General features: G+C 41.6%; 9 protein-coding genes. All 9 read right to left on the minus strand.

Annotation, left to right across the window (positions count from 1 at the left end; genetic code table 11):
- Positions 1-48: 48 nt before the first annotated feature.
- The gene (locus ACN222_RS13165) at positions 49-4,746 is read right to left on the minus strand and encodes a type I polyketide synthase (protein ID WP_096637147.1); all 4,698 of its coding nucleotides are present in this window, start codon (positions 4,744-4,746) and stop codon (positions 49-51) included.
- Positions 4,747-4,798: 52 nt separating this feature from the next.
- Positions 4,799-5,374 (minus strand): hypothetical protein, encoded by a 576-nt coding sequence (locus tag ACN222_RS13170; RefSeq protein WP_010996792.1) that lies wholly within the window; start codon positions 5,372-5,374, stop codon positions 4,799-4,801.
- Positions 5,368-5,817, minus strand: a complete 450-nt coding sequence (locus ACN222_RS13175) for a hypothetical protein (protein WP_010996793.1) — start codon at positions 5,815-5,817, stop codon at positions 5,368-5,370. Before ACN222_RS13175 ends, ACN222_RS13170 begins: the two co-directional genes overlap by 7 nt.
- A gap of 55 nt (positions 5,818-5,872) precedes the next feature.
- Entirely contained in the window at positions 5,873-7,360 is a 1,488-nt protein-coding gene (locus ACN222_RS13180) for an aspartate aminotransferase family protein (RefSeq protein ID WP_044521428.1), read from the minus strand.
- 73 nt (positions 7,361-7,433) lie between these two features.
- Positions 7,434-8,312 (minus strand): class I SAM-dependent methyltransferase, encoded by an 879-nt coding sequence (locus ACN222_RS13185; protein WP_010996796.1) that lies wholly within the window; start codon positions 8,310-8,312, stop codon positions 7,434-7,436.
- A gap of 27 nt (positions 8,313-8,339) precedes the next feature.
- A complete protein-coding gene (locus ACN222_RS13190; RefSeq protein ID WP_010996797.1) occupies positions 8,340-11,399 on the minus strand; it encodes a thioester reductase domain-containing protein in 3,060 nt (1,019 codons plus the stop codon).
- Positions 11,400-11,401: 2 nt separating this feature from the next.
- Positions 11,402-14,896, minus strand: a complete 3,495-nt coding sequence (locus ACN222_RS13195; RefSeq protein ID WP_010996798.1) for a non-ribosomal peptide synthetase — start codon at positions 14,894-14,896, stop codon at positions 11,402-11,404.
- A complete protein-coding gene (locus tag ACN222_RS13200) occupies positions 14,893-18,201 on the minus strand; it encodes a non-ribosomal peptide synthetase (RefSeq protein WP_096637148.1) in 3,309 nt (1,102 codons plus the stop codon). The genes ACN222_RS13195 and ACN222_RS13200 overlap by 4 nt, the downstream gene beginning before the upstream one ends.
- Positions 18,202-18,331: 130 nt before the next feature.
- Positions 18,332-26,185 carry a non-ribosomal peptide synthetase gene (locus ACN222_RS13205; protein WP_010996800.1) on the minus strand — a complete coding sequence of 2,618 codons (7,854 nt, stop codon included), beginning with the start codon at positions 26,183-26,185 and terminating at the stop codon, positions 18,332-18,334.
- Positions 26,186-26,287 lie beyond the last annotated feature (102 nt).

Raw genomic sequence — 26,287 nt, forward strand, 5'->3', positions numbered from 1 at the left:
ACGAAGCTTAGGGAAAACATAGTTAGTGGTATTAGACCTGAATCCTTACTATTCTGCTAGCAATTGTTGTACTTGGATGGGTGTCATTTGTTCAACTTGATCTATTAGTGCTGCTAAGGCTTCTGTATCATCAGTAATAGGCGATTGATTTTCAATGATAATTTTGGCTATCCCCCCAATTGTGGGTGACTCAAATAAAAATTGTCGCATGGGTAATTCTACTTGAAATTCTTCCCGTAGCTGTGAAACTGCTTGAATTGCTAACAGGGAATGTCCTCCTAACTCAAAGAAGTTATCATTAACCCCAATAGGAGCGATTCCCAATAAACTCTCCATTACTTGGGTGACTCTGGCTTCAATTTCATTGCTGGGGGGAAGGTAGGTAGCGGTAATTTGGGGGCGGGCGTGATTAGTTGTAGATTGTTCTAGTGGCTGGGATTGTTGGCGAGATGCTAAGTCTACGGGGGAAACGGTGATTTGTGCTGCTATGGGTTGCGCCAGAATACGTTCTGTGACTTGCCAAACTTCCTGGGAAGTCATGGCTAAATCTATGAGAGTTGCACCTGTGGAAGTGGTGATTTCTGCTAAACTGACGGCATCCCAGTTGATACTAATCCAATGTGTGTTACTGTTTTGAGTGCGTTGATGAGCGATCGCATCCATAAAGCAGTTCGCCCCCGCATACGCCGCAAAGCCTATACCACCAACGACAGCCGAGAGGGATGATTGCAAGAGGAAGAAGTCTAGGGGTTGATTTTTGAGTGCTGTTTCTAACGCCAGCAAACCGTGAATTTTGGTGTGGAATTGTTTTTCACACTCTGGGATGGTGAGATTGCGAATTAGACAACTAGCGCGATCGCCCATTACGCCAGCATGAATCACACCGTTGATTTTACCAAATCGCGTGAGGGCTTGAGCGATCGCATCCTCAACTTGGCTAATCTCTGCTAAGTCAACAGTGGTAAATAAAAATTCACACCCTTGAGCCTGTAAACCTTGCAGTTGTTGAATACAATGACTCACAGCGTCTTGACGACCGTGGGTAGCCAGCCAATTATCCCATTCTTTTGGTTGTGGTAAATCTGAGCGTCCCAGAAACACTAATTTAGCATTGACTGTTGCTGCGAGGAACTTGGCATAAATTAACCCTAAACCTTCCACTAAATCCCCAGCAATCACATATACACCCCCTGTAATTAGGGGTAATTGGGTGGGTTCGGGGAGAGAAATTGGTTGAAATTCTTGTATCCAGCGAGTTTTCCCCCGATAAGCAACACTCATTCTTAACCCTCCCTTTTCCAAGGGGAGGGTGTCCGATAGGACGGGTGGGATGTTGATTTCCCTAACTAATTGCTGGAAGTTAATGTCAGAAATGGACACATCAATATGTTGACAAGTCAAATTCGGGTATTCTTGGGGAATTACCTTCACTAAACCCAGAATCGTAGCATCATCAGGGTTAAGATTTTCATTTCCCAGAACATTCTGTACTTGCTGAGTCAGTACATAAATTGACAGGGATGAGGAAGATAAAGCCTGAGTGAGCCAAAGTAAACTGTAAAAACCCAGATTTTGCTGTTGTTGAAAATTTGTGCGCTCTTGGAGAGTCCAGGAATGTATAATTACATCAGGTAACTTATCATCTGTTTGTAATTGTAACCACAGTGTTTTGTAGTCTTCAGGGTTATGAGGTGCGATCGCATAATTATCACCTTCTTGAGTAAATCCCTCTCCCGGTTTGACAGTTACTACTTCCTGTCCCGTTTCCTGAAGATGTTGTACTAATCTTTCCCCAACATTCCCAGCATGACAAAATACTAAATATCGCTGTTTATTTAACGGTGCAGCAGAACGCAACAGGGGTTTTTGTCTCCAAGAGGGCAAATAAAACCAATTTGAGATTTGTTCCTGCTTCTGGAGCGTTTTAGAGGTATTAGAAGTAGTTTCTGGTAATGTATCCCTTTCTACCCAATAGCGTTGACGTTCAAAGGGGTAAGTTGGGAGGGGTAATCTTCGGCGTTGCTGTTGGGTATAAAGTTCTGACCAGTTGATAGTCACACCCCTGAGCCAAAGTTGTCCCAAGGTTTTGCAAATCAAAGCTACATCAGATTGGGTGTCTTGGGGATGTCGTCCAGATGATAAGGTGGGGGGTGCATCGGGAAACTGTCTGACGAAGGTACTTAAAGTTTGACCAAAACCAACCTCTACAAAAATCTGATTGGGTGTTTGTTGGAGTTCGGTAATTCCTTCAGCAAATAACACTGGTTGACGTAAATGGGTAGCCCAGTAATTAGGGTTTGTGGCTTGTTCTGGAGTTATCCAAGTTCCCGTAACGTTGGAAATGAAGGGAATTTGTGGCGGATGGAGGGAGATATTTTGTAATATTTGCGTTAAGGGAGTAACAGCAGTTTCCATCAAGGGTGAATGGAAAGCATGGGAAGTATGTAAACGTCGATGAGTAATATTTTGATGTGTGAGCAGTTTTTCTAGTAGAGTAATTGCGGCTTCTGTTCCCGATACGACGCATAACTCAGGTGCGTTATGGACAGCGATGACTAAATCATCAGTCAAAAACGGTTGCAATTTCTCAGGCGCAAGGGAAACCGAAAGCATGACTCCCGATGGACATTGTTGCATCAATTTTCCGCGCTGTGCCACTATTGCCAAAGCATCAGCTAAGGTGAAAACACCCGCCAAAGTTGCAGCCACATATTCCCCAATGCTGTGACCAATCATAGCCTGTGGCTGAATACCATAGGATAACCAGAGTTTCGCTAGGGCGTACTCTACGGCGAATAGAGCAGGTTGGGCGTAGGTGGTTTGGGTTAGTAATTCGTAATTCGTAATTCGTAATTCGTAATTGAGATTGGGGACTGGGGATTGGGGACTGGGTGAATTTTCGTTGTCCTGTTTAAATAGGATGGAAGGTAAATCACAGCCTAGATGTGGTTGTAATAATTCGCTGCAATGGTCAATTTCTTTGCGGAAAACTGGTTCGGTGTTGTAGAGTTCTTGTCCCATGTTGAGGTATTGGCTACCCTGTCCAGGGAACATAAAAACTATGCTGGGTTCGGTGTTTTCTGGGGAATAACTCAACAGTTGGGAAGCATCAACTCCTGTGAGGATTTCAATTGCTTGGGCAGGGGTTTGACAAACTAAGCAACGACGATGGTTAAATGCTCGTCTACCAATTTGGAGAGTGTAAGCTACATCTGCAAGGTTTAATTCTGGATGCTTTTGTAAATGTGTAGCAAGGTTGATTGTTGCTTGCTCAAGTGCTTTCTCACTTTTAGCTGATAAACATAATAGATGATAATTAATTTTGAATTTTGAATTTTGAATTTTGAATTGTGTTGGTGCTTCTTCTAAAATTGCATGAGCATTAGTTCCACCCATCCCAAAGGAACTAACTCCAGCCCTTCTTGGGTGTTGATGATTTATCCAAGGTGTCAACTGAGTATTAACAAAAAATGGACTATTAGCAAAATCAATTTGCGGATTCGCCGCCGTAAAATTTAAACTTGGAGGAATTTGTTTGTGTTTGAGAGCCAAAGCAGTTTTAATTAAACCACTGATACCCGCAGCCGCATCTAAATGACCAATATTAGTTTTAACTGAACCAACAGCACAGAATTGTTTTTGATGAGTATGTGGTGAAAATGCTTTAGTTAAAGCTGCAATTTCAATAGGATCACCTAAAGCTGTTCCTGTTCCGTGAGTTTCAATATATTGAATTGTCTCTGGATTTATCTTAGCTTTTGTTAACGCAGTAGTGATAGCTTTTGCTTGTCCGGTAACACTGGGTGCAGTTAAACCTACTTTTTGCGAACCGTCATTATTTATTGCTGTTGCTTTGATAATTGCATAAATATGGTCGCCGTCTTGAATAGCATCCCGCAGTCTTTTCAAGACAACAATTCCCACACCATTACCGAATACTGTGCCTTTCGCGTTAACATCAAAAGCCCGACAATAACCATCTGGAGAAAGTACACCATCTTCTTGATAAAGATAACCTGCTTTTTCCCCTATACCGATAGACACACCACCAGCAAGTGCTATATCGCATTCTTTATTTAATAAACTTTGACAAGCAATATGTACACTGACCAAAGAAGTAGAACAACCAGTTTGAATACCACAACTCGCACCTGTCAAATTCAATTTATAGGAGACACGAGTAGGCATTAAACCCATAACATTGCTGATCACGACTTGAGTGCGATCGCTATTTTCTCGATAATTAGAATTACTCGCTAAATTCACCAAATAACTATTCAGTGCAGCCCCACCATACACAGCAATATTACCCGAATACTGCTCTGAATCATAGCCAGCATTTTCTAAAGCTTCCCAAGCACATTCTAAAAACAACCGATGCTGAGGATCGAGAATTTCCGCTTCTCTAGGAGAATAACCAAAAAAACCGGCATCAAACTCATCAATTCCCGCCAAACTAGCATAAGCCCGGACATAATTTTGTTTTTCTAAATCCTCCGCCTTTACCCCATTTGCTAATAAATCTTCATTACTTAAAAACTTAATCGAGTTAATACCATTTTTCAGATTATCCCAAAACTCATCAACATTTTTAGCCCCCGGAAACCGCCCCGCCATCCCAACAATAGCAACTTCCTCAGACCTTTCTAATTCCACCGCTTCTAACTTAGTCCGAGCCTCCTTAAGCGCAGCCAAAATACGCTCAGATGCAGGGTGATTTTTAATATCATCAATGGAATAAGACATAATTTTTCTACTCTTAAAATCTCTAATATGGAACTAAGAAAACTTATAAATCTCACTCTGCGCTTCTGCGTCTCTGCGTGACACATTTCTCCAAATTCTCAGGATTAATAAACTGACAACGACTACGAGCAAAAGCATCTAAAACATCAACAGCACAACTACGCTCAAATCTTAAACTACCAGCCTCCTCCCCACCGAACTTTTGACAAACTGCTCGATGAGACTTAGCCAGATAAAGATAAGCATCAACAAACCCTTGATGTTCAGCTTTTAATTCTGTTGGTAAATTAGCAAAATGAGGTCGTAACTGTTTCCAAACTTTAATCAATACTGAATGTTCCCAAGACATCAACCCACTAAAATCATGAGATTTAACATGAGGAGGCATCATCGAAGGACGAATTTCAGCTTCATATAATTCTGGGCTTAAGCTACCTGCTAATTCCATTGATGCACCAGAAGCTAACATTAATTTCGTAGCTGTTTTTAACTCTATTTGTGCTTGTTGTAAATTTCCGTCTATTAATTCTAAATTAAAGCGATGCAAACAAATAATTAATCCTTGAATATTGATAAAAAATGACCAATGGAAACCTTGCCAAATTTCCTGGGGTGTGAGTTTTAACATGACTCTAAGTTAAGTTGAAATACTCTGTCTAAAAGATAGACATAATTTTTAAAGCCTTCTCTTTGTAGTTCAATTTGAGTAATATCTAGATTTAAATTGTCTTGTTGGAGATACAAGAAGGTTTGACAAGCTGATAATAAACCTTTGACTAAGCACAATTCTGGTTCATTGCTTTGGACGTGTTGGACATGAAAGTAGGTGTCAAAGTCTTCTATTTCCCAGTATTTTAAGGTTGTTTGTGTAGAAATTGTTTCTAGGGGGAATACATCATATATTTCTAGTTCAGCTATTGCAGTTTCAATGTTGTTGATGGCTTGTTGAATATCGGGTTTATTTAATGCTGTTAATAGTTCTGTGAGGATTTTTTTGAGTTTAATTTGGGTGGGTGGGGTTAGCTGTTGTTGGATGGGGAGTTCTGCGGGGTTTAAGAGTTCTAGGAGCATATTTTTTTAACGCAAAGGGGCGCAGAGGGAAACGCGGAGGGGCGCGGAGAGAAGATTAGTTGTTAATAAATCCTTCGTTGCGTAGTTCGTTAATACTGTCGATAAAGGCTTTTTTGATGAGATTAATATCTTCTTCGGTGTGTGCTGTGGAAAGAAAACCGCCTTTGTCTCCTTGGCGCAGATGTATTCCTTTTGTGATGAGGTGATAAGAGAGTAAGTTTATCGCCATTGGGGGAACTGCGCTTTGGGAGGCTGCTACAGCAAAAAATGAGCCAAAGCTAGTAAACTTGATAGCTATACCCTGCTGTGTCATGTGAGTATTTAAATCGTTGACGAGTTGCGTAGTCCGTTGATTTAATTCGTTGTGTAATTCAATACCTGAAATTTTGAGGTGTTGTAAGGTGGCACGGGCGGCGGCGAGGGCGAGGGGATGTTTGCAAAATGTTCCAGCAAAGAAGGTTGTGGGAACTTGAGGCGTGGAATCATCTCCAAATTGCCATTGTCCACCGTCTATGTAGTTCATGTAACTAGCTTTCCCAGCAATTACCGAAAGCGGTAGACCTCCCCCAACGATTTTGCTATAGGTTGCAATGTCGGCTTTTACACCAAAGTGTGCTTGCGCTCCTCCTGGGTGGATGCGAAAACCTGTCACCATTTCGTCAAAAATCAGGACTATTCCTAGTTCTTGGGTGATTTGTCGTAGTTGTTGCAGAAATTCACGCGGTTGCAGTTCGGGACAACGGCTTTGTACTGGTTCTACTAAGACGGCGGCGAGTTCTCGGCGATGTTTGCGAATCAGCTTTAAAGAATGTTCGTTACCGTACTCTAAAATCAGTACGTCAGCAGCTGCACTGTTGGGAATACCTGGGGCTGCGGGTACGGCTTTGGGATTGAGGTTGGCTGTGAAAAGGGCTTGAATTGGTTGGGCTAGTCTACCGATAAAACTACCAGATTTAGCGGCGATGATGCGACGGGCGGCTTTTTTAGCATATTCTGTCATTGTTGCCCGGACAAGTACAGAATCAAAGTGTCCGTGGTAGGAGTTGGTGAAAATCGCTATTTTTGGGCGTTTTGTGGCGGCGCGGGCGATACGCACGGCTGTCATGACGGCTTCTGTACCTGTGTTACTAAAGGTGACTCTTTCTGCACCTGTTAGTTCGCTGATGAGTTGGGCTACTTCGCCAGCTAGTGTATTTTGGACACCGATGTGCATTCCCTGTTGTAGTTGTTCGCTGATGGCTGTTTGAATGAATGGGGGGTTATGTCCAAATAAGTTAATTCCTAGTCCCATGAGGATGTCTATGTATTCGTTTCCATCGACATCCCACAGGCGAGAACCGTTGGATTTTTCGATAGCAATTGGGTAGCAGAGTTCTTTGGTTTCTGGTGCAAAGTTGAAACCTATTGAGGTTTTATCGGCTAGTATTTGGCGATTTTGTTGGGCTATTTTTTTGGAGGTTTGGGTGCGTTGGTTGTAGTTTTGGATGAAGTTTTTTAGGTGGTTTTGTTGGGGGGTTGTTTGGGGTTTTTGTGTTGTTGTCATAGGTGATTTTTAGCTCACGCATTCGACGAAGTCGTTCTCGAAGAGTAGGCGCAAAGACGCAAAGGAAGAAAGGTTAGATGTTTACGGGTTTACGACAAAGGAAGTAGGCTGAGTGTCTATCGTCTATTGTGGGGTTTCCTTCTAGGGTGAGGATTTGAATGTCGGTGAATCCTGTTTGTTGTAGGGCTATTTTGATTTCTTCGGGGATATGTCCTCTAACAAAATATTTTTCGTCCATTCTTTGCCAGTTTTTTTCTTTGGCTTGAAATACGGATAATAGTTTTATACGGAGTTTATATAAAAGGTTGTGGTTTAATATTGGGGATAATAAACGCCAAATTATTTTTATTATGCGGGCGGATGATGGTTTGGTTTTTTTCTGAAACATGGTGACTTGAAAGTAGCCTTGACGTTCTTCTGGGTTGTAATTTGGTGTCACCATCCAAGCGTATTTATTTTCTATTTCTCCTTCGGCAATTTTTCCTCTCCACCAGCGTTGCATTTGTTGATGATGGTTGATGTCAAAGAGAAACCAGCCGTTTTCTTTGAGGGCGGAATATACTCTTTGAAAGACTTGCTGGAGTTCGGGAATTGTCATGATGTGGTTGAGGGCTGCGCTTGTGGAAAATGCTGCGTCGAAGGATAGGGGAAGTTCAAAGTAACGCGCATCTGCTAGGAGAAATTGTCCGTTTGGGGCGTTTTTACGGGCGTAATTTAACATTTCTGAGGAGTTATCTACGCCTGTTATTTGATATCCTCGATTGATTAAAGTTTGGACTAGTTGTCCTGTTCCACAGCATAAGTCTAAGATTTTGGCGTTTGGTTTTATTTGGGGGAGAAGGATTTTTTCTAGGGGTTTTAGTTGGTTTTGGCTATATTCTGGCCCCATTGTTTGGTTGTATAGCCATGCCCAGGTGTCGTATTCTGTATGGTTTGGGTTGTTGGAAATCATGTTTTTAAACGCAGAGGTACGCGGAGGTTAACGCAAAGGTGCGCGGAGGTTTGAGGGAGGTTTTTGGATGAGGTTTTTTTGGATGAGGTGGGAGAGGTAGGTTTGAATTAGGGTTTCGTTGATGGTTGGTGGGGGGATGAGTTGGTTTAGTATGGTTTGGGTTTTTCTGTTGTCAATTTGTAGTTTGTTGTTGGTTGGTGTTTGGTTGGTGGTTCTTTGTCTGGGTAATAGGGGAATTAGAGGATATAAGATGTGTTCTGGGGAGTTTTGGGCTATTTGTAAGATTTGGTTGCGCCATTGATGATATGAGGTTTTCTTAATTTCAATGCCGACTTTTTTTAGTTGTTCAAATACTATGTCTGAGGTTGTTGCTTGTGGTTGGATGATATGGAATATTTGTTGGTTGGATGTTATTTTTGATAGTTCAACAATGGCGCGACAAACATAATCTACTGGTAAGATTTCTAAGGGCATTGGTGTATCTGGAATGCTGCCTAATTGGACGTAACCTAACAGCAGTTTATAGAGGAAATCGTTTTGATTAAATACTCCTGTTTGACTGTCTCCTGATACTGCTCCTAAGCGATAAATTTTTACGGGTATTCCGCGTTTTACTGCTGTTATCGCTAGTTTTTCTGCTGCCCATTTACTCTGAGGATAGCCACCAATAGGTATGCCATAATCATCTAAGTTAGCATCTTCTGTCACCTGGAAATTACTATTTTTATTACCTGCCAAAATACTGATTGAGGAAATTAAATGTACTGGTTTTAGTTTGCTCTGGCTGGCTAGGCGGAAAATTTCTTGAGTACCTAAAACATTCGCTGGTTTTAAGCGGCTGTAAGGTTCTGTGTGATTTACTCGCGCTCCGTTATGATAAATTACGTCTATCTGGTTGGCTAGGTTTTGAAATTTTAGTTCAGATAGTCCTAGTTTTGGTTGGGCTAGGTCGCCTACTATGGGAATAATTCTATCTGAGTATGAGCTATCCCAAATTTGGTAATCTTGTAAGGTTTTGATGATTCTTTGGGTGGCTATTTCAAGATTATTGGCTTTAATTAAACAATAAACTGATGCTGTGGTTTTGTTGAGTAGTTCTCTTAGGAGAAATGCGCCGATAAATCCGGTTGCACCTGTTAATAATAATGAGGAATATGAGGAAGGTAAGGCAGATGGAGAAGGAGGAATAATTGTCGAGTCAAGGGTTGTTTCTTGTTCCCAATCTATTGCTAGTTTTGGTTGTTGACAACTCTGTAAAAATTCGATGATTTCAGGTTTGCGTTCTTGTAATTGTGCTTTTAAGTGCGGGGTTAAAACTCCTTTGGGCGCATTACATCTTAGTTTGGGGATGCTCTCAGTATCTTCTAACCAAATCCGAATATCTAAATTTTGTAATTCTGAAAGTAATGATTGAATTGAAGTTACCCCTCCCCAACCCTCCCCTTGTAAAAGGGAGGGAGTTTTAATATTCGCTAGGATAAGTGATGGTTGAGTGTTGGGTGTAAGGAAGATTTCTTCACAACCATAGAGGCGTTTACTGAGTATTTCTTGGCTATGACAATATTCAATGAGTTTGTTAGATTCAATTATAGCTAGGGATTCTGGTGTATATATAATTGAGGTGATGAAGGTCAGCCACGGTTCTTGACCCATTGCATAAACGTAAACTTGCTGAGGTTTCAGTTGTTGCACTAGGGCGATCGCTCTGCTACTATTAGAACCGTCTAACCGTCGCGTTTGGGCAATTTTTCGCGGTACTTGATTGGTTAATAATGCTCCATACGCCCATGTATAAGGCGCACCTTCGCATTCCATCCCAATAAACAAGACATCTATATCCCCAAAGATTTGCTGTAGGTGGCTGTACAATTGGGGTGCAATATTATTAGAATCGGCTGCACATAAGATTGAACGTCCTTTAAGATTTACTAAATACGCAGCTTTCGCACCTATATTTAAATCTCCATGTTCTCCTAAAAATGGCAAGGCGGTAATATATCCGTCTGTCAGATTAATTACTTCTAACTCGTCAATTTCCCGGATATCTGCAAAGCCAATTTGTTGCAGCATCAATTTTAAGGAAGGGTCTATTAATATTCCCTTATTGCTTTTAGGAACTACCACTGTTTTAACTTTGTGGCGTAACTGCAACAGCGTTTCTAACATTACATGGTCTTGGTGATTGTGGGTCAGAATAACGTAGTCAATCACACGGGGTAAATTCTCGTAGGTGTAGCGATTCATCCCCGAATCATGGGGATAGCTAATGATGGGATCACAGAGAATATTGACTGATTCGGTTTGAATTAAAACACAAGCATGACCAAAGTAGCGAACTCTTACAGCTTCCTCTGTGTAGTCGGGTTCTAGGTTGGGGGGTGTGGTGGTAAAAAATTCGGCAAATAGTGATTCTTGATGAGGTTGAATTTGCAGGGTGTCTCGAATATCGTTGTAGGGTTGGGGAGTGTGACGCATTTGTGAGAGTTGGTCAAGACGGCGATCGCTAAATGCTATTTTTAGATGTATACTCTCGTCATCTGGTAAGCGCGGTGTACTCAAAACAAAAGCGCGTTTATCCCCGTCACCCAAGTACAAATTTACCGATTGATTGGCAGGATTATAATATGGACTGCGATATAGTAGCCCTTCAATAAAGCGAATTGAGGGGTGATTGTTACTATCCTGTACCAATTCTACGTAACCCCGTAGCGGTTGAGGAATTTGACTATACAAAGGTTCTAGAGAATAACCCTGGGGGTGTGCAGCTAAGAGTTTTTCTAAATCTTGAATTGCTTGCGCTAGTTCTAGCATTTGCGCTTGCTGCTTTTGCGTTGTCTCCAGTAATACCCGAATATCCTCAACTTGACTGGGATTATGGTTGATGAAGGGGCTACCAGTCATCGCTGGATTTTTTAAAGCATCGTGGTGTACCTGCGGCGCAGCAATGAATGATTGCATAATTGGTACATGAGAATTAGCAATGTACATTGCGGCTGTGGCGGGAGAAATTAAATATGACCAGGCGTACCACTGATTGAATAGTGGTTCAATGATGACATTGGGTTTGAGATACATTGGTTGTGTCATGGTTAAATTTCAAACTCCTCTCGTTCATCATCGCTGGTATCAGATATTACTGGAATTTCTGCCTTTAGTTGTCGTTGTAAAATTCGTTCCGCTAAACCTGCTACTGTTGGTGCATCAAACAAATCCATGACGGTAAGTTCGACTTGAAATACCTGCAAAGCTTGGGCGATTAATTGAGTGGCGATGAGAGAATGTCCCCCCAATTCAAAAAAGTCATCCTGAATACTCACCTTTTCTAACTTGAGTATCTGGGCGTATATATCGGCTAATTGCGCTTCGATATCTGTACGGGGGGCGATAAATTCAGCGTTTGCTAGGACTTGTTCGGGTGCGGGGAGTGCGTGGGTGTCTACTTTACCGTTGGGTGTCAGGGGTAAATCAGTCAGTAGCACAAACGCCGACGGAACAAGATATTCGGGTAACTTCTCTCGCATGAAAGCTCGGAGGGATTGGGGATTGGGGATTGGGGACTGGGGATTGGGGATTGGGGATTGGGGAAATTTTTGCTCCCCTCCTTCCTCATTGGGAATGACGTAGGCGACTAAACGCTTCTCCCCTGGTTGGTCTTCGCGGACAATTACTACTCCAGCACGCACCCCAGGATGTTGACATAATAAGGTTTCCACTTCTTGCGGTTCAATGCGAAAACCGCGAATTTTGACTTGGTTATCAACCCTTCCTAAAAGTCTGATGCGACCATCAGGTAAGTAATAAGCTAAGTCACCGGTTTTATAAAGTCTGGAATCACTGTTGACTGTTGACTGTTGACTGTTGACTAAGGACACTTCTTTTCCCAGTCCCCAGTCCCCAGTCCCCAGTCCCCAGTCCCTAATAAATCTTTCGGCTGTTAAATCTGGGCGATTTAGATAACCTCGCGCTAAACCTATTCCACCAATGTAGAGTTCACCAATTACGCCGATGGGGACGGGTTGTAAATAATTATCTAATATATATAGTTGTTTGTTGGCACTGGGGCGAATGGTGGGAACTAGGGGATGACCGTTTCCACAAAGTACCATGCTGGCGTTGACTGTAACTTCCGTTGGGCCGTAAGCGTTGATAAAACGTCTTCCTTGTGACCATTTGGCGATTAATTCAGGTGATGGTGCTTCACCTCCTACTAGTACCATTCGCAAATGTGGTAAGTCTGCTGAGGGGAGTAGGGATAGGGCTGAGGGGGTGATAGTTATATGAGTAACTGCGTTGTCCCGTAGCAGTTTTAGTAAGGTTTCTCCTGGTAGTAAAGATTCTGATTTGGCTAGACAAAGTTTTGCACCGCTTCCCAAAGCCATGATGATTTCGGGGATAGAAGCATCAAAGCTGAGTGAGAAAAATTGCAGTACACAATCACCGGGATGAACATCACAAACTTGTATTTTATGTTGTGTGAGGTTGGTTAAGCCGATGTGGGGGATTAAAACCCCTTTTGGTTTACCAGTAGAACCGGAGGTGTAAATTAAATAAGCTAAATTTTCTGGTTTAACTTCACTTTCTGGGTTTTCTATACTGCATTGAGAAATTGTTTCCCAGTCTGTATCTAGGTAAATTATTTCGTAGCTTGAGGAAGTGGCAACTTTCAGGCTTGTTTCTGTTAGTAAAATTGGTACTTGGGAATCAGCCAACATATACCCCAGGCGTTCTGGGGGATAATTGGGGTCGAGGGGGAGATATGCACCACCAGCTTTGAGGATACCAAGTAAAGCGATGATCATTAATGGGGAACGCTCTACACATAATCCCACAATTACCTCTGGTTTCACCCCTTTTTTTTTGAGGTAATGAGCAACTTGATTACTTTTTTGATTGAGTTCTGTGTAAGTAAGAGACTGATTTTCAAAGATAATCGCTACTTCATCTGGTGTTTTTTCTACCTGCGCTGCAAATAAGTCTTGAAAGGTTAAATGGCTAGGACATTCTACTTGGGTTTGATTCCAATCAATGAGAATAGTTTGTTTTTCTTTATCTGTCAGTAATGGTAATTCGGAAATCCGTTTTTGTGGATTCTCAACAATCGCCGTCAATACCGTTTGAAAATGTCCTACCATTCGGTTAATTGTCTCTGGTGCAAACAAATCTCGGTTATATTCAAATGCACCTACAAAACCCTCTGATGTTTCGTACATATCCAAACTTAAATCTAGTTTGGCACTTGCTTCTGTCCGATTTAAAGGTCTGAGAGTTAACCCTGGTAATTCTAATTTTTCTGTAGGGGCATTTTCTAACCGAAATTTTACCTGAAATAGTGGATTAAAACTTAAATCTCTTTCCGGTTGCAGGACTTCTACTAATTTTTCAAAAGGTATATCTTGATGGTCGTAAGCTTGCCAAGTTGTATTTATTAGCTGCTGTAATAATTCCTGAAAACTGGGATTATCTGCTAAATTTGTCCGCAATACTAATGTGTTGACAAAAAAGCCAATTAAAGCTTCTATTTCTCGACGATGGCGATTAGCTACGGGAGTCCCAACGAGGATATCTGTTTGTCCGGTATAGCGATGCAGGAGAATTTTATAAGCCGTGAGGAGGGTAACAAAAGGCGTGACACCTGCATTTTTTGCGAGTTTGATAATACCTTGACTCAATTGAGGAGAGAGAGAAAAAGATTCAATTGCACCCCGAAATGTCTGTACTCTTCCACGGGGGTAGTCGGTGGGTAATTGTAATACTGGGAGGATACCGCCTAATTGTTGTCGCCAATAGTCTAGTTGAGTTTCTAAAACTTCTCCTTGTAACCATTGTCTTTGCCAAATTGCAAAATCAACATACTGAATTGCTAACTCTGGTAAAGGGGATGGTTGATTACCACTAAAGGCAGTATAAAGGGTTGCTAATTCTTTAACTAAAATTTCCATTGACCAACCATCAGAAACGATGTGGTGCATGGTAAATAAAACTACATTTTCATCTTTAGCTAGTTGGAGAATTTTCACCCGCAATAATACATCTGTGGCTAAATCAAAAGGTGTTTGTGCTTCTTTTAAAGCCAGGTGACGGACTTCTTCATCTTGTTCGAGGAGATTAAAGGCTTGTAAATCTATCACAGCCAGGGGAAGGGTGACACTCGGCTGAATATCTAAAACAGGATTTCCATCTACAGTTTTGAAGTTTGTGCGTAGTAGCTCATGACGTTGGATAATGGTATTTAGCGATCGCTCCAATAATCCAACATCCAAAATCCCCGTCAATCTGACTGCTGTCGGTAAATTATAAGTATAACTATCGGGTTGTAATTGTTCTAAAAACCACAATCTTTGTTGAGCAAAAGACAGAGGTAGGTTGCCGTTGCGTGGTGCTGGGGTAATTGCTTGTGTATAATTTGTAGATGACTTAGCTTGACGTAAAAAAGTGATGATTTCAGATTTGCGCGATCGCAATTCTCCAGTCAGTTCATCCGTCAGCACATCTTCAGGAATACTACACCGTAAATTAGCATCTTCTACCCACAATTTAACATCAAGGCTGTAAAGGTGTGCCAGAAATTTTTCAATAGTTTTCATAGCGATATCTCCTTACGACCTGATTGTTCAGACGGGGTAGTTTGCATTTGTTGAATACTCTGTTGCAGAATCATAATTCGTTCTGCAAGTCCGGCAATTGTGGGTTTTTCAAATACACTATGTAAAGGTAAATCCAATTGAAAAGCTTCTCTGAGTCTTGATGTCACCCGAATTGCTGAAAGGGAATTTCCCCCCAATTCAAAGAAGTTTTCATCTACTCCCATGCGTTCTAGTCGCAACACATCGGCCAAAATGTTGGCAATAATTGTTTCTGTAGAATTACGCGGTGCAATATAAGATTGATTTGCATGGCGTACAGTTTCAGGTGTCGGTAAAGCTTGACGATTGATTTTACCGTTAGGCAATAAAGGTAATTCTGACAACATCACAAATACAGAAGGCAACATATATTCTGGTAATTGAGATGCCAACAATTTTTCTAATTCGCTGGTGAAATCTGGCGACTCAAGGCTAGTTGATTTCTGCACCACATAAGCCCCTAAACGCTGATTATCAGCTTGTTTTGAGTCTAAAATCACCACCGCTTGCTGTACATCAGGATGTTGATTAATTACCGCTTCAATTTCCCCTAATTCAATCCTCAACCCCCGAATTTTTACCTGATTATCCAATCGCCCCAAGTATTCTAAATTACCATCAGGCAAATAGCGAGCAAGGTCGCCTGTTTTATAGAGAGTGCTGAGTGCTGAGTGCTGAGTGCTGAGTTGGGAGTTGAGAGTTGGGTTATTTTTTTCCCCAGTCCCCAGTCCCCAGTCCCCAGTCCCCAGTCCCCCAACAAACCTTTCCGTCGTTAAATCTGGACGTTTCCAATAACCTCTGGCGACTCCTACACCACCGATGTAAATTTCACCTGGAATACCTAAAGGTACTGGTTGTAAATAATCATTTAAAAGGTAAATTTGGGTGTTAGCAATTGGACGACCGATAGGCACTGTATGTAAATTATCTGTAGGCTGACATTGCCAATATGTGACATCAATTGCGGCTTCTGTCGGCCCATATAAATTGTGTAATTCTGCATCCAAATGCTGGAAGAAACGATTTTGAATTTCTATTGATAAAGCTTCACCGCTACAAATTACCCGCTTCAAGCTGTGACAACGTTCATTTAAATTTGGTGCTTCTAAAAACACTCCTAACATCGTCGGCACAAAGTGTAATGTCGTGATCTTGTGCTGTGCAATAATTTCTAATAAATAATTTGGATCTTGATGTCCTCCTGGTTTAGACATCACCAAACGACCACCATTTAGTAATGTCCAGAAAAATTCCCACACTGAAACATCAAAACTAAAGGGAGTTTTTTGTAAAACAACTTCTCCTCTTTCTAAACCATACTGTTGCTGCATCCAATACAATCGATTACTCACACCGCGATGGGTGTTAATTACTCCCTTGGGTGTGCCTGTAGAACCAGAGGTATAGATAATATAAATTGCATCTTCATGATTAACATTTGTGATGGGATTATTGTCAGGTTTCTGGGTGATTTCCTGCCAATCTGTATCTAAGCATAAGCACAAGGTTTTATTCAATACTTTGCTGGAGGCTTGGGAAGAGGTAAACCCTAGCAATTTTTCTAATAAACTTTCCTGAGTTAATACTACTGGGACTTGAGTTTCATTAATAATATATGTCAACCTAGATGCAGGATAAGCAGGGTCAAGAGGAACATAACAACCTCCAGCTTTGAGGATACCTAAAATCCCAATGACCATTTCTAAAGAACGTTCAATATAAATCCCAACTGGTGTTTCTGGTTGTACTCCCCAGGTTTGCAAATAATGAGCTAATTGATTAGCACGTTGATTTAATTCTCTATAGGTAAGTTGTTGTTCCTCAAAGACCACAGCAACATCATCGGGTGTTCTTTCTACCTGGATGTCAAATTGCTGATGAATACATTCTAGGGGATAATATGCTTCTGTTTGATTCCATTTGTGGATGGTTTCATACTCTTGCTGAGTTAATAAAGGTAGGTTTCCTATTGTTTGCCCTGGTTGACTCATTCCTAATAACAAATTACAGAAATGCTCTAATAATTGAGTGATGGCATTATCTGTAAATCTGTTGCGGTCATATTTTACTTTTAATGACAATTGATTCCCTACAGAAACCAACATGGTTAAGGGAAAACTTGTCCATTCTAAAGATTGAATATCAATAATACGTAAATCTTGGTTTTGGGAAATTCCCGATGTATCAACGGGATAATTTTCAAATACTAAAATACTGTCAAATAATGAAGTTCCTGGTGTAAGTTCGCTCCATTCTTGAATTTCTAAGAGTGATGTATATTCATATTCTAGAGCTTCTGCTTGTTGTGCTTGTAATTTTTGCAACCACTCAACTAAATCATCTGTGGGTGATACCTGAACCCGCACCGGCAAAGTATTGATAAATAATCCCACCATTGACTCTACACCAGCGAGGGTTGCGGGTCGTCCTGATGAGGTTGCACCAAAGACTACATCGGTGGTGTTGCAATAGCGGCTTAATAATAAGGCAAAAGCACCCTGTAAGAGAGTATTCAGGGTTAATTGTTGCTCTTTTGCCCATTGTTGCAACCCAGTTGTTTGATTCGGGGTGAGACTGCGGGTTTGTTCTTGGGGTGTGAGGTTTTTGTTTTCTCTTTGGGCAAATCGTTGTATGACAGTGGGTGTAGTAAATCCTGCAAGTTGTTTTTGCCAGAATGTTTTAGCGGCAATTTTATCTTGTTGTTGTAACCAAGCTATGTAGTCACCGTAGGGGCGGGAATTAGGATAATAAGATGGGGAATTATAATAATTTTGAAATACTTCTTTAATTACTAATGCTGATGACCAACCATCGAGAATTAAATGATGTTGTGTCCAGATAAGAATATATTTAGTTGCTGATAATTGAATTAGGGTTAAACGTAATAATGGAGGTTGTTTGATGTCGAAGGAGAAGGTGCGATCGCTCTCCAAAAAAATCTCTAATTCTACTTGCTGTTCCGCATCAGATATTGTCTGCCAATCTAAAATTTTCCAAGGTATTTCTACTTGGCGAAATACAACTTGAAAGGGTTTATCTCGCTGTTCCCAATAAAAGGCTGTGCGTAAAGCTGGATGGTTAATTACAACTTGATTCCATGCAGTTTTTAAGGCGTTTATATCTAGTTTTCCTTCCAGATACAAGCAAACCTGTGGCACATATACCCCTGCTTGGGGGGTTAGCAAGGTATGAAACAGCATTCCTTGCTGCATGGGTGATAGGGGATAGATATTTTCTATATTTTTGCGTTTATCCACAGGTTGCATGATTTTTGGTAATGTTGTGATGCAAGTATTTAATTAGGCTCACGCAGAGGCGCAGAGACACAGAGAGTAAGAGAACTCTGCGTACCTTTGCGTTACCTCCGCGTACCTCCGCGTTTCAAAAAAACTCCTCTCATAACTCTCCCAACAACTTATCTAATTCATCTTGACTGAAATCCATTTGCGGGAAGTCAGAGGGAGTAAAGCCGCTAACTTCAGGGGTGAGACAATGCTGAATTAATGAAAGTAGTATCTGTTGATAGTTTTCTGCTAAGGTGGCGATGGTTTGGCGATGATGCAGTTGTTTGCTGTATGTCCAATCACATCGCAGTTTTCCTCCTGTGACGATGCTGTTAATTTCAATCAGAGTGTTACGTTTCCCTCTAGAACTACGGCTATGTCCGATAGATTCACTGGCTGGGGTAAAGAGTGAATTTTCCGAGAAAATTTGGTCAGATTGTCCTAAATAGTTAAATCTGACTTGTGGTAAAGGTATTGCTTTGATAGTGTCTCGAATTGTTGGCGATGCTAAATAGCGCAACAACCCATAGCTAATTCCTCGGTCTGGAATTTGCCGTAGTTGCTCTTTGATAGCTTTGAGGGAAATCCCTAGATCGGCAGAGGGATATATATCTAATAATACTGGGAATAGGCTGGTAAACCAACCCATTGTTCGAGATAAATTAATACTTGGAAACAAATCTTCTCTTCCATGTCCTTCTAGTTCTACTAACAAGCGATTTTCACCCGTCCATGTTTGGAAGGCTAAGACTAAGGCTGTTAATAAAACATCATTAATTTGGGTACGGTAGGCGTGAGGAACTTCTTGCAGGAGGTTTTGGGTATCTGTGACGCTGAGAAATGTAGAATAGGTGTCTACATCTGCCATTGTATTAGAACCTGGGGCATAATCTACGGGGAGAGGTGGTATTTGTTGCCAAGTGGGGGATGTCCAGTAATTGAAGGCTGCTTGTAAATCGGCACTCCAGGTATGTTCTTGTAGTTTATTTGCCCACTGTTGATAGGATGTGGTTTTGGGTGGGAGTTGGATTTGCTGTCCTTGGCTAAGTTGTTGGTAGGCTAGTTGCAAATCTTCGAGAAACACCCGCCAGGAGATGCCATCAATGATTAAGTGATGGAAAATCAGAAGTAAGCGATGATTTTGAGTTTCACCACAGTCAAAATAGGCTAAACGTAGCAATGGCGGTGTTTCTAGGTTGAAACTGGCTTGTAAATCATTGGCAATATTAGCTATTGTGTCTGATACTTTTTCTGGGTGAAGGTTTGTCAATTCTGACATATCAAAATAATAAAACCCCTCTCCAAGCCTCTCCCCCAGAGGGAGAGAGGCTTTGATTTCTCCCCTTCCCTTGTAGAGAAGGGGTTGGGGGTTAGGTTTCTGCGTATTATGTAATTGATTGATGTCTGCTACAAATTGTCGCCAACCGTCGGGGGTTTGTTGGAAGTGCGATCGCAATCCATCATGGTGTGCTAATAGTTGATCTAATGCTTGCCGTAAGTAATCAGGGTTAAGAGATTGGTGTACTTCTAAAAGAATGGCTTGATTCCAATGATGTGCATCTACTAGATTTTGCTCAAAGAACCATTGCTGAATAGGAGTGAGAGGAACTTCCCCTGTGATTGGTGTTTGCTCACTAGATAATGTGGTATCAGTGTCCACAATGGCTGCTAGTTCTGCCACTGTTTGATATTGGAACATCTGCCGGGGTCGTAAAGCCAAGCCTTGTTGATTCGCTTTGGCTACTGCTTGAATGGCTAAAATTGAATCACCACCCAATCTAAAGAAGTTATCATGAATGCTGATAGATTCTACCCCTAAAACCTGAGTCCAAATATTAATTAATTGTTGTTCTATGGGTGTGCGGGGTGCGGTTGTGGTGGTGACTGGCGATAAATCAGGTATGGGTAAAGCAAAACGGTCTACTTTACCATTAGCTGTTAGAGGTAAAGTTTCCAGGATGACAAACGCTGTCGGTAGCATATAAGCAGGAAGTTTCGCCGCTAAAAATTGCCTTAATTCTGCTGCTTCAATGTGAGATTTGGGAACAACATAAGCTACTAGGCGGCTATGTTCTGGCGTATCATTGCGAACAATGGCGACAGCCTGCGTTAACTCTGGATGTTGATGAAGTAACGCTTCAATTTCCCCCAATTCAATGCGAAAACCACGCAATTTCACCTGATGGTCGAAACGCCCCAGATATTCAATATTACCATCTGGAAGATAACGAGCGCGATCGCCTGTTTTGTAGAGAGTGTTGACTGTTGACTGTTGACTGTTGACTGTTGACTGTTTAATAAACCTCTCGTCCGTCAATTTTGGACGCTTCCAGTAACCTCTTGCTAACCCTGCGCCACTGAGGTAAATTTCACCGGGTATGCCAACGGGAACGGGTTGCAGGTTTTGGTCTAGGATATAAACTTGAGTGTTGGCGATGGGTTGACCGATTGTCGGGGCTTGTTGACTATTGCGGGGAATGAGCGCATGGGTAGAGTAGGTGGTATCTTCTGAAGGCCCGTAAAGATTATATACGCGCTCAATTGTGGATTGTTGATAGAGTTCGTCTACCAACGATTTCGGTAAAGGTTCGCCGGCTAAGTTTACTGTCTGTACTGTTGCGGCAATACCATTTAAACGTAGCAGTTCTCTGGCGGCTGAGGGGACTGTATTGATTAAAGTAACTTGTGCGGCTGCTGGTAATTCTGGTAGTTGTAGGGCATTATCAGCGAGGATGACGCAACCTCCCCAACTTAGGGGAACGAAGATTTCAAATATTGAAAGGTCAAAACAAATGGAAGTGGAAGCTAAAACACCTGTTAATTCTGCTCTTGTGTAAATTTCTCGCGCCCAATACATCAGCGTTACCGGACTTTGATGAGTAATGGCGACTCCTTTGGGAATGCCTGTAGTGCCGGAGGTGTAGATGATGTAGGCTAGGTTGGTTGGGGACTGGGGACTGGGGACTGGGGATTGGGGGCTGGGGATTGGGGTGTCTAGGGAAATTATGGGGATTTGGAGTTGGGGGAGTTTAGTTAATTGTTTTTGCTGGGTGAGTAACACCTGCATTTGGGAATCTTCAATAATAAATGCTAATCTGGCTTCGGGATAAGTGGGGTCTAGGGGAACGTAAGCACCGTCAGCTTTGAGGATAGCCAATAAGCCGATAATCATATCTAGGGAACGGTCAACGCAAATTCCCACGGGCGTTTCTGGCTGGACACCTAAACTTTGCAGATGACAGGCTAATTGATTGGCTTTGGTGTTTAATTCTTGATATGTTAGCTGTTTTTCACCCCAAATCACTGCTATCTTTTCCGGGGTTTGTCTCACCTGTGCTTCAAATAACTCATGTAAACACTGCTGAGGATACTGGCGTTGAGTGGCGTTCCATTGTGCGAGTTGCTGCTGTTCAACAGTGGTTAATAACGGTAATTCGTTAATATGCTGTTCGGGATTGAGAACTACTGCTTGTAATAATGTTTCTAAATGTCCAGCTAAACGCTCAATAGTTGTGGCTGCGAATAAATCAGTATTATATTCCAACTTACAGCTTAAGCCTTGAGCAGTTTCGCTCACGAACCAAGTCAGGTCAAATTTTGCTGTACCACTATCCGCCTCAATTACTTGCCATTCTATGCCCCCCATATCCAACTCTGGCAAAGGTAAATTTTGTAACACCAGCATCACTTGAAAAAGAGGCGAATGACTGAGCGATCGCACTGGTTGCAGCACATCTACCAATTGTTCAAAAGGTAAATCCTGATGAGCATAAGCACCCAAAGCAGTTGCCCGAACCCGTGACAATAAATCAGCAAAACTAGGATTAGCACTCAAATCAGTACGTAAAGCCAGAGTGTTAGCGAAACAACCAATTAACCCTTCCGTCTCTACACGATTGCGATTAGCTATAGGACTACCAACCACAATATCATCATCACCACTGTAACGATATAACAGCACATTCCAAACAGCCAACAAAGTCATAAATAAAGTGCTGTGATAACGCCGACTCAACCCTTGCAAACCCTGAGTCAATTCCGCCGACAAACCAAACCCATATACAGCCCCCCGAAAAGACTGTACAGCCGGACGGGGGTAATCAGTCGGTAATTCCAACATCACCGGCGCAGACTCCAACTGTCCGCGCCAATACTCCAAATGTTCCTCTAAAACCCTCCCCCGCAACCACTCCCTCTGCCAAAAAGCAAAATCCACATACTGAATCCTCTCCTCCTCTCTGCGTCTTTGCGCCTTCCCTGCGGGACGCTCCGCGAATGCGCGAGAAATTTCCCGAACCAACAACCCCACAGACCAAGCATCAGCAATAATATGATGCAAAGTCAACAATAATACCTGATTCCCCTCCCCCAATTTTACCAACCGCACCCGCCACAACAAACCAGCCAAATCAAAAGGCTGCTGCGCCTGAGTTCGCGCCAACTCCTGCACCTGCTGCTGTTGTTCAAATTCCGGTAATCCCTGTAAATCAATCACTGGTATATTGACATCACAAACATCAGCAATCCTCAAAACAGGCTGTCCATCGACATTCAAGAAATGCGATCGCAAAATTTCCTGTCGCCGCACCACTTCCGTAAAACTGCGCTGCAAACTATCCAAGTGGATATCACCCCGAATTTGCACCGCCAAAGGAATATTATAAAAAGGGCTATCCGGTTCTAACTGCGCTAAAATCCAAAAGCGTTGCTGGGCAAAAGATAGAGGTAAGTTACCAGTGCGAGCAATCGGTAATATTGGGTTAATTTCGTGGTGACTATGTTCTATTACTCTGGCTAAATCCGCAATTTTCGGACTTTCAAACAGATTACGTAATGGTAACTCTACACCAAATACCTGCCGTACTTGAGAAATTAACCGCGTCGCCAGCAGGGAATGTCCCCCCAAATCAAAGAAATTATCCTCAATACCCACCGACTCGACACCCAACACCATCGCCCAAATACTCGCCAAAACTTCCTCTGTTGGTGTGCGAGGGGTTTCATTTACCTGTGATTGGGTATTGGGAGTGGGTAAGGCTTTACGGTCAACTTTACCATTAGGTGTGAGGGGTAAGGCTGTTAATGTGACAAACACCCCAGGAATCATATATTTTGGGAGTTTGTTGGCGAGGAATTGCTGTAAATCATTGCTTCCCACATCCTGAGAATTGGGGACGATGTAAGCGACTAAACGCTGTTCTCCTGGTTCATCTTCTTGCACGCTTACTACTGCTTGTGATATTTGGGGATGTTGTGCTAATACTGCCTCAATTTCTCCTAATTCAATGCGAAAACCGCGAATTTTGACTTGATAATCTAATCTACCCAAGTATTCTAGTTTACCATCTGGGAGATATCGGACGCGATCGCCTGTTTTATATAAGGTGTTGACTGTTGACTGTTGACTGTTGACTGTTGACTGTTGATTGAGAAATCTTTCTGCTGTTAAGTCTGGACGTTGCCAATATCCTTTGGCAACTCCTGCACCACCAATATATAATTCTCCTGGTACGCCGATGGGGACTGGTTGTAAATGCTCGTCGAGGACGTAAAATTGGGTGTTGGCGATGGGATGACCGATGGTTACGGGTTCATCTATACTGAGTTTTTGGGCTGCTGACCAAATGGTGGTTTCTGTTGGTCCGTATAAGTTCCAGACTTCTTGAGTACAGGATAATAATTGTTGGGCTAGGGTGTTATCTAATGCTTCGCCGCCACAGAGAATTTTCAAGTCCTGTTTACCTTCCCAACCACTGGCTAAAAGTAACCGCCAAGTTGCTGGGGTGGCTTGCATAAAGGTGATTTGATGTTGTGCGATCGCTTGTGCTAATCTCTCTCCATCTAGGGTGACTTCCCTTTCTACTAAGACTAAACAAGCACCGACAATTAAGGGTAAGAAAATCTCTAAGGCTGCAATATCAAAGGCTAGGGTGGTGACAGCTAAAAGGTTATCTTCTGCTGTGAGTCCTGGTGCTTTGGACATTGCGGTTAAGAAGTTGCTTAAGCTTCTGTGCAAAATTTGCACGCCTTTGGGTGTTCCGGTTGAACCGGAGGTGTAAATTAGGTAGGCGAGTTGATTGGGGTGTGATAAATCATTGGTTTTGTCGGTGTTGCTGATGAGTGGGATGATTTTTATTTCACGCAGAGGCGCAGAGGCGCAGAGAGGAGTTTTAAGAGGTTTATTTAATGCTATTTCCTCTATGAGTGGGAGGTTGTTTAATAAGGAAGTTTGAGTTAATAAGATTGAGATTTGTGAGTCGTTGATTATAAACTGTAAACGCTCTTGGGGATAGCCGGGGTCGAGGGGAACGTAAGCACCGCCGGCTTTGTGAACTGCTAATAGGGAGATTACCATTTCTAGAGAGCGATCGCAGCAAATTCCTACTCTTGTTTCTGCTTGCACTCCTATGTTTTGTAAATAGGCAGCTAGGTGATTAGCTTCTTGTTCTAGTTGCTGATACGTTAGGGATTTATTACCAAAAAGAACGGCAATTTTATCTGGTGTTTTTTCTACTTGTTGACTAAATAATTCATAAACTGTTAATTCTGGAATATCTGTAAATGTATCGTTCCATTCTGTTAATAGATTTTGTTCTTTAACTGTTAATAATGGTACTTCATTAATAGATTGTTTGGGATTATCAACAATATTTGATAATAAAATTTGAAAATGTGCAATTAATCTTTCAATAGTAGCTTGTTCAAATAATTCTGTACTGTATTCCCAAGTTCCCCTTAAACCGTTTGGTGTTTCGTACATATCCAAGCTGATATCAAAGCGAGATGTAGAATGTTCGGTTTCTAGAGGTTCAATTTTTAATCCAGGTAAATTTGTCGTTTTATTCGGTGTGTTATGGAGAACAAACATTACCTGGAATAAAGGATTTTGACTTAAATTTCGTTCTGGTTGCAGTTGTTCTACTAAATCTTCAAAGGGTAAATCTTGGTGAGATAACGCGCCTAAAACTGTTTCTTTTACTTGGTTAAGAAGTTCGATAAAACTGGGTTTACCAGATAAATTGGTGCGAAATATGAGATTATTAACAAATAGACCAATGAGGTTAGCAATTTCTGGGCGATCGCGGCTAGTAACTGTAGAACCAACTAATATATCATCCTGTCCACTGTAGCGATATAATAAGATATTAAATGCTGTTAAAAGAGTCATGAACAGCGTAGCATTATACTGTTGACTCAATTGTCGCAATTGCTCAGATAATTCTGGTGATAAAGTAAAAAATAGCCTTGCACCTTTAAAAGTTTGTATAGCGTTACGTGGATAATCTGTTGGTAAAGATAATTCACGGGGATAATTTTTTAGTTGTTCTTGCCAGTATAATAATTGATTTTGTCTAGCTTCACTTTGCAGCCATTTTTGTTGCCAAGTTGCAAAATCTGCAAATTGAATTGGTAATTTTGCTAAGGTTTGACCTTGATAAAGTGAGATTAATTCCCGCACCAAAACACGAAATGACCAGTAATCTGTAATGATGTGGTGCATGACCAAAATCAATACAAATTCAGTATCACTCAGTTGTAGTAACGCCACACGTAATAAAGGCGGTTCTGTAAGTTGAAACGGTTGCTCTGTGAGTAATTTAGCTTGCTGTATGACTTGTGATTCTTGATTTTCTGGTGATAATTCCCGCAAATCAATTATAGGTAGATTTATTTTGACGTTTACAGCAATATTCTGTACAGGTTCATCATTAATTACAGCAAAACTGGTGCGTAAAATCTCATGACGCAACAAAATTGATTGTAAACTTTGCTCTAGGCGCGTGACATCGAGATTACCCGTCAACCTTAAAGCCGCAGGTACGTTATAAACTGATAATCCTGGCTGTAATTTATCTAGAAACCACAATCTTTTTTGAGCAAAAGAAAGCGGAAAATGTTGTTTGGTGGCTTTTTGTTGTAGTAGTTTCGCTAATAGTTCGCGTTTTTGGGATGTGGAAATATTCATAATTTAATCAAGTAAAATAATATTTTTTCCTCACGCAGAGGCGCAGAGGCGCAAAGAGGAGAAAAGAGAGATAGTTTGATTAGAAAATTATCTCCTCTCCTC

Origin of the sequence: Anabaena sp. FACHB-595 (assembly GCF_048568275.1) — a bacterium.
Classification (GTDB): Bacteria; Cyanobacteriota; Cyanobacteriia; order Cyanobacteriales; family Nostocaceae; genus Trichormus.

Coding starts and splice junctions, on each gene's coding strand:
- ACN222_RS13175 (WP_010996793.1), bottom strand. CDS start 5,817: ATGCTCCTAGAACTCTTAAACCCCGCAGAACTCCCCATCCAACAACAG.
- ACN222_RS13190 (WP_010996797.1), bottom strand. CDS start 11,399: ATGACACAACCAATGTATCTCAAACCCAATGTCATCATTGAACCACTA.
- ACN222_RS13195 (WP_010996798.1), bottom strand. CDS start 14,896: ATGAAAACTATTGAAAAATTTCTGGCACACCTTTACAGCCTTGATGTT.
- ACN222_RS13200 (WP_096637148.1), bottom strand. CDS start 18,201: ATGCAACCTGTGGATAAACGCAAAAATATAGAAAATATCTATCCCCTA.
- ACN222_RS13205 (WP_010996800.1), bottom strand. CDS start 26,185: ATGAATATTTCCACATCCCAAAAACGCGAACTATTAGCGAAACTACTA.
- ACN222_RS13170 (WP_010996792.1), bottom strand. CDS start 5,374: ATGTTAAAACTCACACCCCAGGAAATTTGGCAAGGTTTCCATTGGTCA.
- ACN222_RS13180 (WP_044521428.1), bottom strand. CDS start 7,360: ATGACAACAACACAAAAACCCCAAACAACCCCCCAACAAAACCACCTA.
- ACN222_RS13165 (WP_096637147.1), bottom strand. CDS start 4,746: ATGTCTTATTCCATTGATGATATTAAAAATCACCCTGCATCTGAGCGT.
- ACN222_RS13185 (WP_010996796.1), bottom strand. CDS start 8,312: ATGATTTCCAACAACCCAAACCATACAGAATACGACACCTGGGCATGG.